The sequence below is a fragment of the Bartonella sp. P0282 genome (genome assembly GCF_048452985.1).
GTDB classification, from domain to species: domain Bacteria; phylum Pseudomonadota; class Alphaproteobacteria; order Rhizobiales; family Rhizobiaceae; genus Bartonella; species Bartonella choladocola.
Window position 1 is genome coordinate 678,395 of record NZ_WTFO01000001.1, and the last position, 17,409, is coordinate 695,803.

Sequence of the window (17,409 nt, forward strand, 5' to 3'; positions counted from 1 at the left end):
TTCTCATCAATTCAGGCACAGGCAAAACCTCTCTCGGCTGTTTCATCACAATTGTAACATATAGATATAAATAATTGTGCCACCATAATGACGCTCGTCGTCAAGCTTAAAAATTTCCGGTAAACGAATTGTGGCCTCTTTGGTCTCTTCAAGCACAAAAAGCGCACTATTTTTAACCCAATGGCCTTCAACAGCGGCAGAAAAAGCTTGTTCGCCGAGGCCACGGCCATAAGGCGGGTCGGCAAACACAATGTCGAACGGCTGCATCGTACCGATTTGCCCCAAACGCGTTGCATCGCGGCGTAACAGGCGGGTAACACCCTGTAACCCGAAGGCTTCGATATTTTTATGGATTAATCCGCGCCCTTCAACCGACTGCTCGACAAAAGTGCAGGTTTCCGCACCACGCGAAAGCGCTTCAATGCCGAGCGCACCGGTTCCCGAAAACAGATCAAGCACGCGCTTGCCATTCCAGAAATTATCTTGACGCGATCCCAGAATATTGAACAGGCTCTCACGCGTGCGGTCAGTTGTCGGGCGGATTGCCTGACCGGCAGGCGTTGCAAGATGGCGTCCGGAAAATTTACCGCCGACGACCCGCACTCGCTCCTCCATCCGGTCGACCGGAACGTTGGCTGCCGGTACGCCCGTTTCCTTTTGTGCCGCCCTTACGATCTAAAAATTTGCCGGTTTTCGCAGGCTTACCGGCAAAGGCTTTTTTCCCGTTGCGTTCATTTTTGGAGGAAAATGGTCTTTCAGACCGATTTCCCGAAAAATGTGCCGATCTCTTTTGCTCGGACCCGCCGGAATTTTCCGATTGGTAATGACGGCGCGGAAAGCCGAAACCACCTTCGCTACTCTTTGAAGAACTGTGATATTTTCTTTCAGGGCGATCAAATTTTCTTTCCGGCCGATCAAAGTCCTGATTTTTAGAAAATTTCCGTTCCGTAAGATATTTTCTTGGTGGTCTTCCGGCAGCCGGGGAAGATTTATGGCGAAAGGATTTCTTTTCACCTGCAAATTCGTGATTGTGCCCGTGATCGGGGCTATCGTTTTCCGATCGTCTATAAGTTCCGGTTTTCGGATAATCCCTGTTGTTCCGATAGCCTGTCGGGCCTTCATAGTCTTCTGACGAGCGCTCTTTACGGAATTTCTGTTTGAAATCGGGTTTGCGGGCCGATTTATCGAAATGTTTTTCACGGCGGTCAAAATGTGTGTCGCTCTCGCTTTGTGAAGCACGATGCGGATGACGGCGAGCGGCTCTCTCTTCAAAGCCGTTATCATTTCTTTCCTGTTCATCTCTCGTCCGCCAGAATTTCTTATGCGCGGTTTGAGGGCGGGCGCCGGGAGCCATCCAGACATTGGAACTGCGCAATCGCTGAGGTTCGGCTTCGGGCTTTTTCTCGAAAGCTTTTTTAAAGGGTGCAGATTTACTGCCGAATTTATCGTTCCGTTTATTAAAACCGTCAGGTCTTGTTGAAAGCTGGTCGCGGCCACGTTCGGCAAAATCGGCTTTTTTCCAACGCTTGTAAAAACGGGGGGCTTCCGGTGTTGAAGAAATCCAGCCGTCATCCGAAACAGCCGGTTTTTCGCGCGGCTTTTGTTCACCAACGACAGGGGCATTGGAAAACGGTTTCAAAATTGGCAAATCGAAATCGGCATTGGCCTCTTCGATAAGGCGTTCGCCCAACTGGTCGCGCAATGTGCGGCCTTTGAGTTCGCGCACAGCACCTTCTTCAAGGTCGGCAAGCTGGAAGGGACCGAAAGAGATGCGGATAAGACGTGTGACGGTCAGTCCCAGAGCACCCAGAATATTCTTGACCTCGCGGTTTTTACCTTCTCGTAAAGCCACTGTCAGCCAGACATTCGTTCCTTGTTCGCGTTCAAGGGTTGCTTCTACAGCCCCATAAAAAATACCATCTATGGCAATACCGTCTTTCAATGTGTCAAGATCGGCTTGCGTGACTTTGCCATGTGCACGAACACGATATTTGCGCACCCAACCGGTTGACGGTAATTCAAGAACACGGGCAAGCCCTCCGTCATTTGTGAGAAGCAGCAAGCCTTCTGTGTTAATATCGAGCCGTCCGACCGAAAGAACGCGCGGCATTCCCTCCGGCAAGCTGTCAAATACCGTAGGACGACCTTCCGGATCACGGTTGGTTGTCACCAGTCCGGCGCGTTTGTGGTAAAGCCAGACGCGGGTGCGTTCAATGGGGGGCAAGGGTTTGCCATCAACGGTAATCGCATCTGTGCGTTTGACATTGAATGCAGGCGTATCAAGAACTTTACCGTTAACCGCGATACGCCCTGCTGCAATCATGGTTTCAGCGTCACGCCGTGATGCAATTCCGGCGCGTGCCAATCTTTTGGCAATACGTTCGCTGCCATCGCTTTCTTCGGGGGTCTTTTCCCTTGACGGTTTTGGGGCTTTCTTTCCACGCGGGTCGAAATTATTTCTTGTATCCCCCCGGTCATTTTGCGGTTTCTTATTGCCGCGATCATATGTCATCTCACATTATCCTTTAGAAGCACCGGGGCGCATTGTTCATTTTTAACCGCTCTAGCTTATTTTTTTCTGATATGGAATCTCTTTCATCAGGTGTTTTCTGCTAAACTGTCATAAATGACATAAATGGTCGATAAAATCCAATTGTTCCGGAGCTTCAAGCGACTGAAAGGCAAAAATGACAAAAACGCCAATGGAAATAGCTTTTGATGAAGCCTTGATTGCAAATACCAACGACGAAGTGCCGGTCGGTGCTGTTATTACCAAAGCGGGTAAAATCATCGCCAAGGCTTCCAACCTGACGCATAGGAATTTCGATCCGACAGGTCATGCGGAGATACGGGTTATTCGTATGGCGTGCGAGGCGCTTCAAAGCGAGCGATTGATAGATTGCGATCTTTATGTGACTTTGGAGCCCTGTACAATGTGCGCGGCTGCCATATCTTTTGCACGTATAAGGCGACTTTATTTTGCCGCAGGCGACGAAAAAGGCGGCGCGGTTGAACATGGTGTGCGCTTTTATCATCAGGCAACTTGTCATCATCGGCCGGAGGTTTATTCCGGTTTGGGTGAAAGACGGGCATCCCTGTTGCTCAAGAATTTTTTTGCAGGAAAAAGGGAAGAATGATGAAAACAGTAAAATTCCCGAACGGTTCGTTCGTGCCCGCTTTAGGACAGGGAACATGGGGTATGGGCGAGGGAATAGCCCCCGTCGAAGCGGAAGCCGATTCTTTGCGTGCCGGTCTTGATCTGGGATTGAAACTTATTGATACGGCCGAAATGTATGGAAACGGTGGATCCGAAAGAGTGGTTGGTGAAGCTCTTGTCGGGCGACGTGACGATGCCTTTGTTGTTTCAAAGGTTTTGCCAAGTCATGCTTCACGAAAAGGGACGATTGCTGCGTGCGAACGCAGCCTTAAAAATTTAAAAATCGAAAAAATAGACCTTTATCTTCTTCATTGGCAAAGCAGTATTCCTTTGAGCGAAACGGTGGAAGCTTTTGAACGACTTGTCGAACAAGGAAAAATCGGTTCCTGGGGTGTTAGCAATTTCGATACCGCACTCATGCAAAAACTCGAAGCTGTTTCGCTGAAAGGTCACATTGCAACGGACCAGATACTTTATAATCTGTCGCGTCGCGGGCCGGAATTCGACCTTATACCGTGGTGTGAAAAACGTGATATTCCGGTTATGGCCTATGCGCCGATCGAACAGGGGCGCATCATGAAAAACCGTGATCTGATCGCGCTTGCGGCAGAACTCGATATTGCCCCGTCTGTTCTTGCGCTGGCTTGGGTAATCCGCAATCCGCTGATGATTGCTATCCCGAAAACCTCGTCAATTAAACATTTGCGTGAAAACGTCAAAGCGCTTGATCTCGCACTCGACCGCAATGTTTTAGAGCGACTTGATAAAATATTTTTGCCACCATCACAGAAACACCCGCTTGAGGTTATCTGAGAAACGTAAAAAACTCTTTTTGAATGCCGAATGTTTGAAACAAGCGGGTGGTGAGCGTTCAGAAAGACTGGACAATAAGAATGGCTGTTTTTTTGACCTCTTGAAACGAAGAAGAAGGGAAAAATCGCGAAGTTGATGAGAGAAACACCCATTTTAGAAAGTCCAACCTGTTCCTGAACACTTTGTTTGCTTGCTGCCGGTTTTGTTGCCGGTTGGTTTGCTTGCCGGTTGGTTTGCTTGCTGCCGGTTTGCTTGATAGTCGGTTTGGTTGCCGTTCGGTTTGCTTGATAGTCGGTTTGGAAGCTCTTGAAGAAATCCACATTGATTGAAAATTGACTTAACGGGCAATTGAAACAAGTGAATGAATTGAACAAAGAACGCTATTTTTATCTCGTGTGTCCCGAATAAAAATGAACGACGAGACCTTCGCCCAAGGCGAGTTTGGAGGTTGCCCGAATAGCAGCATTTATCGAGACAAACAAGTCATGATATGCACCCATTGCTATAGCCGTTTGATAGGGCGAAAAGTTTCAATCCGGAAGCGGCTCTACTATTGCGTTACACGTTTGGAGCTTTTTCACATTGTCAATGCAACAGTCGATGTAACAGTCAATATAACAGTCGATCTAACATGTAACGGGTGAGGTCAATGTAAAATGCGTTGAAAGGGGCAATGGAACATGTAACGGGAGGCTAAGACAGTATAAAAAAACGGAATGACTTGGCTGAAGCTACAGCCAGCGAACGGACAGTCTTCATACCTTTCAAGCAAAATCAAACTCTCGCCCTATCGGGAAAACCGGTGTGTTTTCACAAAAGAATAAACTGTTCAAGAACAGGGGCATTACCTTGATATTTAGAAAGGCCACCAGCTCTTTTTGCCCGAAGTTTCCTTCATGGCTTTCTTTCTCTCGCGTTCTTTCTTCGCTTCGTCTTCACCTTTATCCCCGACCGGTGCCGATGCCGCCGGTTGGCGATAACTTAACGGAGGTTCACTCAGATATTTGCGTGTGGTGGATGAGCCGCCTTCATTTTCTTTTTTGCGGCGTAAATATTCGGCACGCTGTTCCTTGTCATTATTAACCTGCTCGTTACGGTGGATGCCGTTCAACCAATCACTCGAACCGGTCGATTTCGTTTCTTTGCCGCTATCGGGAACGATGGGGGAGACATAGTTCGGGTTATTCTGGTTGGCCGTTGCTTCATCGCGCAATCTCTGGCGCTTCTGTTCCGGCGATTCCGGCCAATCAGGTGTACCTGTCTGGGCAACATTGGTTTGTGGTTGGGGAAGAACGCCTTTTGTACCGGGAGCAGGGCGAACCAGTTCCGGACGGGGCTTTGTGTCAACCTGATTCCGGTTATTATTCGATCTGATTGATGCAATATTTGAAAAATCGTCGATCAACTGTTTTCCGGTCGATTTGTCCGTTCCATAGGTCGGGCTGGAAACACCGCACCCCGTCAGCATAAGACCGGCCGTAACCATACCCGTTACAATAATTGCTACTTCGCGTTTTTTCACTGCTAATCCGTCTTCCCGGCTGTGCCGCCAAAAATTGCTTTTACTATTCCACCCTCAGGCAGATCACGACCATTCTTTTGTGCCACTTGTCGGCACTTATAAACCAAACCCTTATCATGAGATGTACCTTCACGGCAATCCCTATGAAAGCGGATGTTAAGAAGAAGTCTTATGACTTGTTTAACACCGGCAAAGTAACAGTCTCTGCCGGTGTTTTCTATATTTAATCAGATCTTTCCCAGAGCATGAAGTTCATGCAAAGCGGCAGCATCGCGCGCCGATACATCCGGATAATCGGGATCACTTCCGACATCTTGTGTGTAACGCCAGGAGCGTGCACATTTCGTCCCTTCGGCTTTATGAAATTCCACAGCAACACCCTTGACATCATCAAGCCTGAAAGCGTCTTTCGGGGCTTCTGCATTGGTAATGACAATATCGCTGGTTATAGAAATTTCAGCCATATCCATACCCTCTACCGCTTCCAGCAAGTCGAGATCCGAAATATAGACAACAGGGGCTGCTTCCAGAGAAGAGCCGATACGTTTTTCTGCCCGTTCAAGTTCCAGTGCGCCTGTGACAACTTTACGAACCTGACGGATTTTGCGCCAACGTTCATTCAGTTCATTGTCACACCAGCTATCGGGTGTCTTGCGGAATTGCTCGAAGTGAACCGATTTGCTTTCCGGATGACGTTCAAGCCAGGCTTCTTCCATTGTGAATGGCAGCATCGGCGCAAGCCATGTGACCATGCGTTCAAAAATTTCACGTACAACATGGATGGCGGATTTGCGTTTTATAGAAGAAGGCGCATCGCAATAAAGCGAATCTTTGCGAATATCGAAATAGAAGGCCGAGAGGTCAACGATCGAAAAATCAAGCAAGGCACGGGTAATGCGTTTGAAATCAAACCCGTCATAGGCATCATTAACGAGCCTGTCCAACTCGTAAAGGCGATGCAGCATGAACTTTTCAAGATCGGGCATGGCTTCATAAGCGATATTTTCGCCTTCGTCATAAGCGAGTGTGCCAAGCATCCAGCGGATAACATTGCGGAGTTTCCGATAGGAATCGACATTGGTCTGGATGATATTTCTTCCCAGACGCTGGTCTTCCCAATAGTCGGTTGTCATAACCCAAAGGCGCAAAATGTCGGCACCCGAACTATTGATGACATCTTGAGGTGCTACGGTGTTACCCAATGATTTCGACATTTTCTTGCCTTGTTCATCGAGCGTAAACCCGTGGGTTAGAACGGTATTATAAGGAGCTCTTCCGCGCGTTCCGCAGCTTTCAAGCATTGACGAGTGGAACCAGCCGCGGTGTTGATCCGAGCCTTCAAGATAAAGATCGGCAGGCCATTTCAAATCGGGGCGGTCTTCAAGAGTAAACACATGCGTACAACCTGAATCGAACCAGACATCGAGAATGTCATGAACCGGTTGCCAGTCCTCTTTGGCATGTTCACCCAGAAAACGTTCTCTTGCACCTTCCTTGAACCATGCATCGGCACCTTCTTTTTCAAAAGCCTCGACAATACGCTTGTTAACCGCTTCGTCTTTGAGAATTTCGCCATTTTCTTTAACGAAAATTGCAATGGGAACACCCCATGCACGTTGACGCGATAATACCCAGTCAGGGCGATCTTCCATCATTGCGCCGATACGGTTCTGTCCTGCCGGCGGAACGAAACGTGTATCGTGAACAGCTTTGAGGGCACGCTCGCGCAATGTTGTACCGTCAGAGAGTTTCTTGTCCATATAGACAAACCATTGCGGTGTATTGCGGAAGATAACAGGTTTTTTCGACCGCCAGCTATGCGGGTAAGAGTGTTTGATACGCCCGCGGGCAAACAACATATCTTTTTCAATCAACAGGGCGATAACGGTTTTATTAGCGTCGCCATATTTACCATTATCATCAATGACGCGAGAAGCACCGCCTTCGCGATCGGGGCCGAAACCGGGAGCGTCTTTGGTATAATATCCGGCATCATCAACCGGAAAGGGGATGGATGAATCAATGCCGAGCGCTTCAATTTTTCCTTTATTTGCAATCCACGCTTCAAAGTCTTCGCGCCCATGGCTTGGTGCTGTATGAACAAAACCGGTACCGGAATCGGCCGTTACATGGTCTCCATCAAGCAGCGGAACCTTGAAGGCGTAATCATTGGCAAAGCCTTTGAGCGGATGCGAAAGCAGCATCGTATCAAGCTCGGAAGGATTCAAAGAGCGAAGCTTTCTGAAAGTCAGTTTTGCTTTTTTGGCACTTTCTTCAGCCAATGCCTCGGCAAATATCAGTTTTTCACCGGGCTTGGGGCCATAATCGTTTTCGGCATCCACAACCTGATAAAGCCCATAAGGAATACGCGAAGAATAGGCAACAGCACGGTTACCCGGAATTGTCCACGGTGTGGTTGTCCAGATAACAACAAAAGCCCCTGATAAATCATCGGCCTTGGCTTTCAGAACCGGAAATTTGACCCAGATTGTATCGGATTCAACATCGTGATATTCGACCTCCGCTTCTGCCAAAGCGGTTCTTTCGACAACCGACCACATAACGGGTTTGGAACCGCGATAAAGCTGGTCAGACATGGCAAATTTCATCAATTCACCGGCAATGCGTGCCTCTGCATGGAAAGCCATCGTCGTATAAGGATTTTTGAAATCTCCGATAATGCCAAGCCGTTTGAATTCTTCCGACTGGATTTTAACCCAATGTTTGGCAAATTCCCGACATTCCTGACGGAATTCGTTAATCGGAACATCGTCTTTATTCTTGCCCTTTGCCCGATATTTTTCTTCGATCTTCCATTCTATCGGCAGGCCATGGCAATCCCAACCGGGTACATAATTGGCATTATAACCGCGCATCTGGAAAGAACGAACGATTGTATCTTTCAGAATTTTATTCAAAGCGTGCCCGATATGGATGTCTCCATTGGCATAGGGGGGGCCATCGTGCAACACGTAAAGCGGGCGATCAACCGCCTGTTTGCGTAGTGCATTATAGAGATCCATGTCTTCCCAGCGTTTGACAATTTCCGGTTCTTTTTGCGGCAGTCCCGCACGCATAGGAAAGTCTGTTTTAGGCAGATAAAGGGTTTTTGAATAATCCATGGCTTGGTCTTTATTTGACATATCGAAAATTCCCGTAGAACGTCACAGCTTTGAAATTACATTCTCCCGATCTTTCAAACCGTTGCATTTTTCAGGCAAGGGTGAAGATCGGGCTAATAATTCGCAACGTCCATAGGTCAGGATAATAATGACTCATGATGCATGGCTTTATCATGAGATGAAACAGAAAGAAAACTGAAAAATGGACAAAAAGAAAAGGCCCCGTAAAATACGGAGCCTTTCCAAAACAAAGTTCGTTTAAATTAGAACTTGTAAGCAACACCAACGCGGAAATCGTTGGTCTTGTAGTCAACATTGTACTTGACGTTGTTCTTGCTGTAGTCTTCGTCACCGAAGTCGGTGTAACGATATTCAGCACGAAGGATAATGTGGTCTGTCATAGCATAGTCGAAACCAGCGCCGATTGTCCAACCGACGAGTGTGTCGCTATCGCTAGCCGAGTAACCAGGAATTACCTTGCCGTTAGAATCTTTTACACGGAAGTGCGAATCAACCTTGGCGTAAGCAACACCACCGGCGATGTAAGGCATCCAGCGGTCAACTGCATAACCGACACGAGCACGTGTAGAACCGGCCCACTGTTCTTTCAACTTGCCATTGAGGCTGAAAGCATTGTTGTTGTAAGAACGTTTGTCGTTCTCGTCCATGTCGCCCCATACCCAATCGGTATCAGCGCCGATAACGATGTTGTTGCCGAGGTCATAGTTATAACCGGCATAGATGCCACCGATGAAGCCTGACGGATCGGGTGAGAAACCCTGTCTACGACCCCAGTCACCTTTGTCATCTTTGTATTTGCCTTTAAGGTCTGTATCAGACCAGGAACCACCGATCTGGGCACCAGCATAGAAACCGGTCCAAGAGAAAGCAGGAGCTGCAACAACAGGAGCCGGCTCCTGATTTGCTACAACGTCAGCAGCTTGAGCTGCAGAAGCTGCTGTGAGAGCAGCTGCGGAAGCAGCGATAAGATATCTAATTTTCATTTTTATTCTCCAATGCAATAAAATGCCGTCTGAACCTATATAGTTTATCCGGATAAGAATTGCTGTAGCACGAAAGACACACCTCACAAAAACTGAATAAAAAACCTCAATAAAATGTGAAAGTGCTTGAAAAAACGGGGAAATTTAATGCAATCCATTTCGGCAAAATGCTCAAAATCCCGTTTGATCGGGATCAAAAATCGTCAAAATGCTATGATTCGCAAATTCTCCGTTCTTTTCAAAACAGATAATTCATATGCCTGATATACTTTACGTAAAAGACACGCATTCGCGCTATATCAGCTTCTCTGAAAATTGGAAAGTTTAATTGAACGAGATAAAAAAAGCCCCACAGTTTTCTGCGGGGCTTTTTTTGAATTCTTCAGAAAAGAATTAGAACTTGTAGGCAACGCCAACGCGTACATCGTTGGTCTTGTAATCTACATTATATTTGAAGTCCTTGTTGCCGTAGTCTTGGTCACCGAAGTCGGTGTAACGATATTCAGCACGAAGGATGATGTGGTCGGTCATGGCATAATCAACGCCGGCACCCAAAGTGTAGCCTGTCAAAGTATCGCTATCACTGACCTTGCTGTTACGAGCACCGGAGAACTTGGCATCCGAGTCGATCTTGGCATAAGCAACACCGCCAGCAAAATAAGGCATCCAGCGATCCATTGCGTAGCCGATGCGAGCACGGGTAGAACCGGCCCATTTTTCTTTGATCTTGCCGCTAAGCTTGTATTCGCCCGCTTGATCTTTGAGGTAGGTCTTGCTGTCGCTTTCGTCCATATCGCCCCATACCCAGTCGGTATCGGCGCCAATTACGATATTGTTTCCAAGGTCATAGTTGTAACCGGCATAAAGACCACCGATGAAACCTGACGGATCCGGCGAGAATGATTTACCGAAGCCTGCATAGTCCTTTACGTCGCTACGGCCTTTGATTTTCTGGTCTGTATCAGACCATGAACCACCGATTTGACCACCAGCATAGAAGCCGGTCCAGGAGAAAGCAGGAGCGGCAACAACCGGAGCCGGTTCCTGATTCATGACAACGTCAGCAGCCTGTGCGCTGGAAGCAGCGGTTAAAGCCAAAGCCGAAGCAGCAACGAGATATTTTATTTTCATTTGTTAACTCCACGCGAAATGTATTGCGATTGAGGTCAATATAGTTTGCGGGGGGATAAAGTCTGTAGCAAAAATACCACAACAAGTGGAATGAGCATTTTTTTGAGCCTTGAAGCCTATAAGCTCTTCATTATGGTAAACAAACGATAAAAAAACGCCGGAAAACCGGCGTTTTTTAATTTATAAACAGCAATTGGCGAATCAGCTATGCGCAAAAATATCGACTTCGGGAAAGCCGATAAGGTCGAGTTCCGACCTTGACGGCAGAAACTCGAAACAAGATTTTGCCACACTTGCCCGACCATCGCGGATCAGCCTTGCTTCAAGAATCGCTTTTAACCGGTGAAGATAAAGAACATCGGTTGCCGCATATTCGACTTGCGCCGACGACAGCTCGTCTGCCCCCCAATCCGATGATTGTTGCTGCTTTGAAATATTGATTTCAAGAAGTTCGGCGACAAGATCTTTCAAACCGTGCCGGTCGGTATAGGTACGGGTCAGTTTCGAGGCAATTTTTGTGCAGAAAACCGGTCTCGGCATAACGCCGAACGTCAAAGCCAATACGGCAAGATCGAAACGGCCGAAATGGAATATCTTGGTAATATCCGGATCTCTGAGGATTTTTACAAGATTGGGGGCAGTCTTTTGCCCCTTTGCAATCTGGATAACATCGGCAGTGCCATCACCCGGCGAAATCTGGACAACGCAGAGCCGGTCACGATGCGGTTGCAGTCCGAGAGTTTCAGTGTCAATGGCAACTTCCTTGACATTATAGTTTTTCAGGTCAGGCAAGTCGCCTTTGTGAACGCGTATTTTAGCCATTCTTATTGTCCTATTTGTTTCCCAGGGCTGTTAAAATTCTGGCCCAGGAACGTTGTCCCTTATGGAATGATTTGAGATTGTATTTTTCATTAGGGGAATGGATGCGGTCATCGTCCAGACCGAAACCGACAAGCAATGATTCCATGCCGAGGAAAGATTGAAAATCACCGACAATCGGAATAGAGCCGCCCATGGCTGCAAGAATAGCCGGTTTGTTCCATTCTTCGGTCAAAGCTTTCTTGGCGAGCTGTACAAGCGCCGAATCATAGGCAAGGTTGATTGCCGGAGAAGCACCGTGGTCTTTGAATTCAACCGAACAGTCGGCCGGAATTTTGGAGCGGACATAATCACGGAATGATTTTCTGATTTTTGCCGGATCCTGTTTATGAACAAGTCTGAAGGAAATTTTTGCACTGGCTTTTGCAGCAATCACTGTTTTGAAGCCTTCTCCTTCGTAGCCGCCGCTAATGCCATTGACTTCGGCAGTCGGTCTTGCCCATGTCATTTCAAGAACAGTGCGCCCCTTTTCGCCTGCCGGTATCGACAAGCCCACAGGCCCTAAAAATTCCTTGGGGCCACGGTTAAGTGCATTCCACGATTTCAAAACAGCTTCCGGTGTTTCCTCAACTCCATCATAGAAACCTTCAAGGGTTACATGGCCGTTTTCATCGTGGAGGCCGGCAATAATCTTTGCAAGAATTTGAATCGGATTTGCCGCTGCACCACCAAAATGACCGGAATGAAGATCGCGATCGGCACCATGAATAATAATTTCTTCTCCGACCATGCCTCTTAGCGCTATAGAGATGGAAGGCGTGTCGGCATCCCACATAGTTGTGTCGCAAACAAGTGCATAATCGGCCTTCAATTCGTCTTTGTGGGCATGCAAAAATGGTTGTAGCGAGGGAGAGCCTGATTCCTCTTCCCCCTCGAACAGGATGGTAACGGCAACCGGAAGGCTACCGGTTTCATTTTTAAAAGCGCGACATGCTTCGACAAAGGTCATAAGCTGTCCCTTGTCATCTCCGGCACCGCGCGCGGCAATGACCTTTTCACCATTGAGCTCTTTTATTTTCGGATCGAAAGGATCATCTTCCCAAAGGTTGAGCGGGTCAACCGGCTGCACATCATAATGGCCATAAAACAAAACGTGGGGTGCATCTTTTGTCGGTCCCGGATGATGGGCAACAACCATAGGATTTCCTGTGGTATCGCGACGCGAGGCTTCAAAACCGATCGATTTCAAATCATTGACCAGCCAATCGGCAGCTTTGCGACAATCTTCCCGATATTTCGGGTCGGTCGAAATGGAGGGAATGCGTAACAGCTCGAAGAGATGTTGCAGACTATTATCGAGATTTAAATCAAGACGGGATAAAACTTTATCAAGCATGGAATGCACCTGCGGTTCGTTGATTGAAAAACAACTTTAAGCCTCTCGAACCGATTTGCAAGCTGTTGACAATCAATTTTGGTTCGTTCGTTCTTATGACATCATATCGGGCACAATGTTTCAGCTTTTCGTATTTCTGAAACATTTTCCAGTCTTATCCCGACATTACCTTTGACAATGCGTGCAATAAAAACTCGAACGACCGGATTGGACAATTCGTTTTATAGCCTTTCCGCAGTCGGGGCATGGTTCCCCTTCACGCCCATAAACCGAAAACCGGTGTTGGAAATAGCCAAGCGAACCATCGGTATGGACGTAATCGCGCAAGGAAGAGCCACCCGCTTCAATTGCCTCGGTTATGACATCACGGATATTTTGTGCAAGCAATTCCGATTTTTTTCGCGCCGTCGCAGATTTTGCTCCTAATGTCGATGATTTGCGTTTGGGAGAAAGGTGACTTCGCCACAAAGCTTCGCAAACATAAATATTACCAAGTCCGGCAATGATGGTTTGATCGAGAAGTGCTGCTTTAAGAGGGGCTTTCCTATTTCGTAATTTCTCGTTGAGATAAGCTCCGGAAAGACCGTTTCCCGTAGGTTCGGGGCCTAAATGGGCCAATAATTTATGGTGTTCCAGCTCTGCGGTTTTTGCCAAAAGTATAAAACCGAAACGGCGCGGGTCATTATAAATCACATGTAACGATTGGCCATCCGGTGTTTCTATCACCATTTCAAGATGGTCATGTGCCGCGAGTTTATTTTTTTCGTGATAATAGGAACCAAGCGTCGTGTTTTCAATTCGCCACGAACCGGACATGCCCAAATGGCTGATAATAGTTTCATCACTATCAAGATGGATGAGGAGATATTTTGCCCGCCGTCCGAGGCCGATAATTTCACGACCGGTAAGGCGGGACTGAAAATTTTCCGGAAAAGGAAAACGCAAATCCGGCCGGTTTTGTTTAACGTTTATTATTTTCGCATGGGTGAAGCTTGGTTCAAGACCACGTCTTACAGTTTCAACTTCGGGAAGTTCGGGCATATTCGGCTGCTTTGCTTATCGTCGGGGATTTGTTTCAACCGTTCCAGTTCCGGCTTTAAAGAATTGTCGTTATCAAAATAATCTTCGGAAACGCTGTTTTTAAGGTCAAAAAAATTTTTCTTATGAAAAAAATGATGTTTTTAAATGACAGAAGGTCATATTTTTTTGAACAGAAATAAAAAATTTTGAAATCGCCCGCTCGTGAAGTTTTATGGGACTTTGAACTGTCATGAGAAAGCCGGAGAATTTGATTGTTTGGTCTTGTTTCAATTTTCTGGAAGACCGGTTGAAAAATTAACGGAATTTTAACGATGTTCTGCTAGTGTTAAATAACATTAAATGTTATCTACTTGAAAAAGCACGATAACACACCTAAATCAGGTTCAATAGAGCGGTGATTGACCACGGATGTACTGGCAGTCAACGCATAACGGAAGGTCGGGTTTTTCCCCGGCCTTTTTGTTGTTTTTAGCCCTGTTCAAAGACAGGCGTCGAATTTTTAGCAAAAGTCGAATTTTTAGCAAAAAAAGAAATCCGTATTTCTCAAATCGGGCTTTGTTGAAAAAATGGGCTTAATTAAGCCCATTCACCTTTTCTGAAGACCGGAACTTTTTTCCCGTCAGCGGTGATGCCGTCAATATTGATTTCTCCCGACCCGATCATCCAGTCGATATGAATGAGACTTTTATTGCCACCCTGCTTTTCGATTTGTTCTTTTGAAAGCGCTGCGCCTTTCAAAAAACACTTTGAATAACATTGTCCAAGAGCGATATGGCAAGCGGCATTTTCATCAAACAATGTATTATAGAACAACAGGCCGCTTGCAGAAATCGGCGATGAGTTGGGAACGAGTGCAACTTCACCCAAATGGCGGGCTCCTTCATCGGTATCGAGTATCTGTTGCAATACTTTTTCGCCCTTTGAAGCATGAGCTTCAACGATGCGCCCTTTTTCAAAACGCACTTTGATGTTGTCAATCAATGTTCCTTGATAGGATAGGGGCTTTGTCGAACTTACATAACCTTCAACCCGATGGGCGTGAGGAGTGGTAAACACCTCTTCTGTTGGGATGTTCGGGTTGCAGATAACGCCATTTTTTGCCTTTGAAGCGCCACCTTGCCATTCGTGCCCGTCAGCCAAACCGATTGTGAGGTCTGTTCCGGGGCCACTATAATGAAGGGCGGAAAAGCGTTGGTCATTCAACCATTTTGCATGTTTTTTCAAATTGGCGTTATGATCTTTCCATGCACCGATTGCATCCGGCTTATCGACACGGGAAGCAGCAAATATCGCGTCGGCAAGTTTTTTGGTCGCCTCGATGATTGGTAAATCGGGAAAAACCACGGCCGCCCAAGAGGGATTGGGATAGGAGACAATATTCCAGTTAATGTCAAAACCGGCAATTTTTTCGAGCGCCGGTTGATAGGCAAGAGATGTGGCCTTATTGACGCGTGATACTTTGGCGGGATCTTCGTTAGAAAGAAGTGACGGATTGTCACCCGCAATAGCAAGTCGTGCCGCACCGTTTGCATAGGCTCTTGCCATGCCTTCATAAAGCCAGCTTGCGGCTTTATCGAAATTTTTGTCATCAGCATGTTTGAAACGGTCGAGTGTCATCTCTTCATCGCTGAAAATAGGGGTGACAACTCCTGCACCGGCTTTATAAGCATGATGGGCGATGCGGCGCACAAGCGGAAGTGCCGCGAGCGGGCTTGTGAGAACGAGATCCTGACCTTTCTGCAGGTTGAGACCGACCTTGACAGCAACTTCGGCAAGCCGGTCAAGTTTTTGGGGATCGATAACAGATTGGTCTTCATTCATTGCGGGTGTTTCCTTTTACAATATAAATCGCGAAACGACGTGTTTTCGGGCAAATGATAATAGTTTTACCCGCGATGTCAAAGCCGCTTTGAAAACAGCAAGACTTGAAAAAACGGGGAAATTGGAACAATCGCCTATCATGACTTTCAAATCATGAGTGGTATTTGAATTTTTCGATAGACAGCACAGTTCCATTCATTAATATCTTTTGTTGAAAAATATTTTAATAAAACCAGAGGGAGAATAAAGTGAAACAGGATATATTGGTACTAAGCCCGCTAGGCGACCGCCAAATGGAAGACCTCGACAAGCGTTACCATTTGTTACGCGCGGATTTGGCCAAGGATAGTGCCGGTTTTATCGAAAAAAACGCAAAAGATTGTCGTGCAGTTATCAGTACCGGCAATATTGTTTTTGATAACAGGCTGATTTCAAAACTGCCACATGTCGGGCTTGTCGCCTGTGTGACGGCGGGGTTCGATCAGGTCAATCTCAAAGACCTGAAAGATCATAAAATCCGTTTAACCAATACGCCGGATGTATTGACCGATGACGTTGCCGATGTCGCGCTGATGTTGATGCTCGCCGCCCGTCGCAGACTTGTTTTTGGCGATCATTATGTGCGCTCCGGTGAGTGGGCAAAGAAAGGCCCGATGGCTCTTACAGAAACAACGGCCGGAAAACGCGCAGGTGTCGTCGGTCTCGGACGCATTGGACATGCAATAGCCAAACGGTTTGAAAGTTGCGGGCTGACAATCGGTTATTACGGTCGCCACAAAAAACCGGATATTGCTTACGAGTTTTTCCCCTCGCTTGTGGAACTTGCCAAATGGTCGGATATTCTGGTTGTTGCAGTAACCGGCGGCAAGGAAACCGAGAAGCTCATTTCCAAAGAGGTTATCGCAGCACTTGGAAACCGCGGTTCTCTTATCAATATTTCTCGCGGTACGGTTATTGATGAAGACGCCATGATTAAAGCCTTGCAAAATAAAGAATTGGAAACGGCCGGTCTTGATGTCTATCTTAACGAGCCTAATATCAATCCGGCATTTTATACGCTTGAAAATGTGGTTCTCTACCCCCATCACGGCAGTGGTACTGTTGAAACACGTGATAGAATGTCCGATCTTGTGGTGGAAAATGTCGATGCGTTTTTTGCCGACAAACCCTTGCCTTCAGAAGTGGCACTCTGACGCTTTGATAGCGGTTAAAAATGAAAAACAGTCTGTCGCCGGATAAGTCGAAAGCGCTTTTTATAAGCGCATTTTATCCAGTGATCGAGAAAAAGAAATCTTGATAAACGAGAGATAAGCACTGTAGTCCGTTACAGTGCTTATTTTATTTGATGGAAAGGTTGATTGCACAAGTTTTTGTCAGTTGAAAGCCGGTGGAAGGGCGTTTTGGAACGAACCGGTTTGAAGCAGAAAAATCACGTAAAATCCGGTTTGACAGTCTGCTCTACACATTCTAAAAATGCTCTAAAAAACTAATGGCACGTGTGTTCAACCATCGACAATTCATGGCTCTCGACCATCATTGAAAGCCACCGGTTTACGAAGTTGGGGCAGCGAGCACAATTTCTG

General features: G+C 46.8%; 13 protein-coding genes and 1 pseudogene. 4 read left to right on the plus strand and 10 right to left on the minus strand.

Annotated elements, in window-relative coordinates; all coding sequences use genetic code 11:
- Nucleotides 1-45: 45 nt before the first annotated feature.
- Both rsmD and GQS64_RS03015 read right to left on the minus strand, forming a co-directional pair.
- Nucleotides 46-603, minus strand: a complete 558-nt coding sequence (rsmD, locus tag GQS64_RS03010; protein WP_369805198.1) for a 16S rRNA (guanine(966)-N(2))-methyltransferase RsmD — start codon at nucleotides 601-603, stop codon at nucleotides 46-48.
- A 526-nt stretch (nucleotides 604-1,129) separates the two neighbouring features.
- A pseudogene (locus tag GQS64_RS03015) lies at nucleotides 1,130-2,512 on the minus strand (pseudouridine synthase); the annotation flags it as partial.
- A 175-nt stretch (nucleotides 2,513-2,687) separates the two neighbouring features.
- Here GQS64_RS03015 and GQS64_RS03020 point away from each other — a divergent pair.
- The 3 genes from GQS64_RS03020 to GQS64_RS03030 all read left to right on the plus strand — a co-directional run bounded on the left by GQS64_RS03020 (nucleotide 2,688) and on the right by GQS64_RS03030 (nucleotide 4,614).
- Nucleotides 2,688-3,137: a nucleoside deaminase gene (locus GQS64_RS03020; protein WP_198230572.1), complete on the plus strand. Its 450-nt coding sequence runs from the start codon at nucleotides 2,688-2,690 to the stop codon at nucleotides 3,135-3,137.
- The gene (locus GQS64_RS03025) at nucleotides 3,137-3,970 is read left to right on the plus strand and encodes an aldo/keto reductase (protein WP_198230879.1); all 834 of its coding nucleotides are present in this window, start codon (nucleotides 3,137-3,139) and stop codon (nucleotides 3,968-3,970) included. The genes GQS64_RS03020 and GQS64_RS03025 overlap by 1 nt, the downstream gene beginning before the upstream one ends.
- A 410-nt stretch (nucleotides 3,971-4,380) precedes the next feature.
- Nucleotides 4,381-4,614 (plus strand): hypothetical protein, encoded by a 234-nt coding sequence (locus GQS64_RS03030; RefSeq protein ID WP_198230573.1) that lies wholly within the window; start codon nucleotides 4,381-4,383, stop codon nucleotides 4,612-4,614.
- A gap of 212 nt (nucleotides 4,615-4,826) precedes the next feature.
- Here GQS64_RS03030 and GQS64_RS03035 read toward each other — a convergent pair whose 3' ends face one another.
- From GQS64_RS03035 to GQS64_RS03070, 8 genes are all read right to left on the minus strand, one after another.
- Nucleotides 4,827-5,456 (minus strand): hypothetical protein, encoded by a 630-nt coding sequence (locus GQS64_RS03035; protein ID WP_077994415.1) that lies wholly within the window; start codon nucleotides 5,454-5,456, stop codon nucleotides 4,827-4,829.
- A 263-nt stretch (nucleotides 5,457-5,719) separates the two neighbouring features.
- On the minus strand, nucleotides 5,720-8,635 hold the full coding sequence (gene ileS / locus GQS64_RS03040) for an isoleucine--tRNA ligase (protein WP_198230574.1): 2,916 nt from the start codon (nucleotides 8,633-8,635) through the stop codon (nucleotides 5,720-5,722).
- Between the two features lie 242 nt (nucleotides 8,636-8,877).
- A complete protein-coding gene (locus tag GQS64_RS03045; protein ID WP_198230575.1) occupies nucleotides 8,878-9,618 on the minus strand; it encodes an outer membrane protein in 741 nt (246 codons plus the stop codon).
- Between the two features lie 393 nt (nucleotides 9,619-10,011).
- Nucleotides 10,012-10,749, minus strand: a complete 738-nt coding sequence (locus GQS64_RS03050; RefSeq protein WP_077990732.1) for an outer membrane protein — start codon at nucleotides 10,747-10,749, stop codon at nucleotides 10,012-10,014.
- 201 nt (nucleotides 10,750-10,950) lie between these two features.
- Nucleotides 10,951-11,571: a ribonuclease D gene (locus tag GQS64_RS03055; RefSeq protein ID WP_077990734.1), complete on the minus strand. Its 621-nt coding sequence runs from the start codon at nucleotides 11,569-11,571 to the stop codon at nucleotides 10,951-10,953.
- Nucleotides 11,572-11,581: 10 nt separating this feature from the next.
- Nucleotides 11,582-12,964, minus strand: a complete 1,383-nt coding sequence (locus GQS64_RS03060; RefSeq protein WP_198230576.1) for a dipeptidase — start codon at nucleotides 12,962-12,964, stop codon at nucleotides 11,582-11,584.
- A 165-nt stretch (nucleotides 12,965-13,129) separates the two neighbouring features.
- Entirely contained in the window at nucleotides 13,130-14,005 is an 876-nt protein-coding gene (gene mutM, locus GQS64_RS03065) for a bifunctional DNA-formamidopyrimidine glycosylase/DNA-(apurinic or apyrimidinic site) lyase (protein ID WP_198230577.1), read from the minus strand.
- A 576-nt stretch (nucleotides 14,006-14,581) separates the two neighbouring features.
- Nucleotides 14,582-15,826 carry an aminopeptidase gene (locus tag GQS64_RS03070; protein ID WP_198230578.1) on the minus strand — a complete coding sequence of 415 codons (1,245 nt, stop codon included), beginning with the start codon at nucleotides 15,824-15,826 and terminating at the stop codon, nucleotides 14,582-14,584.
- A gap of 248 nt (nucleotides 15,827-16,074) precedes the next feature.
- On the opposite strand from GQS64_RS03070, the gene GQS64_RS03075 reads away from it, so the two are divergent.
- A complete protein-coding gene (locus GQS64_RS03075) occupies nucleotides 16,075-17,019 on the plus strand; it encodes a 2-hydroxyacid dehydrogenase (protein ID WP_077990739.1) in 945 nt (314 codons plus the stop codon).
- The last annotated feature ends 390 nt before the right edge of the window (nucleotides 17,020-17,409 follow it).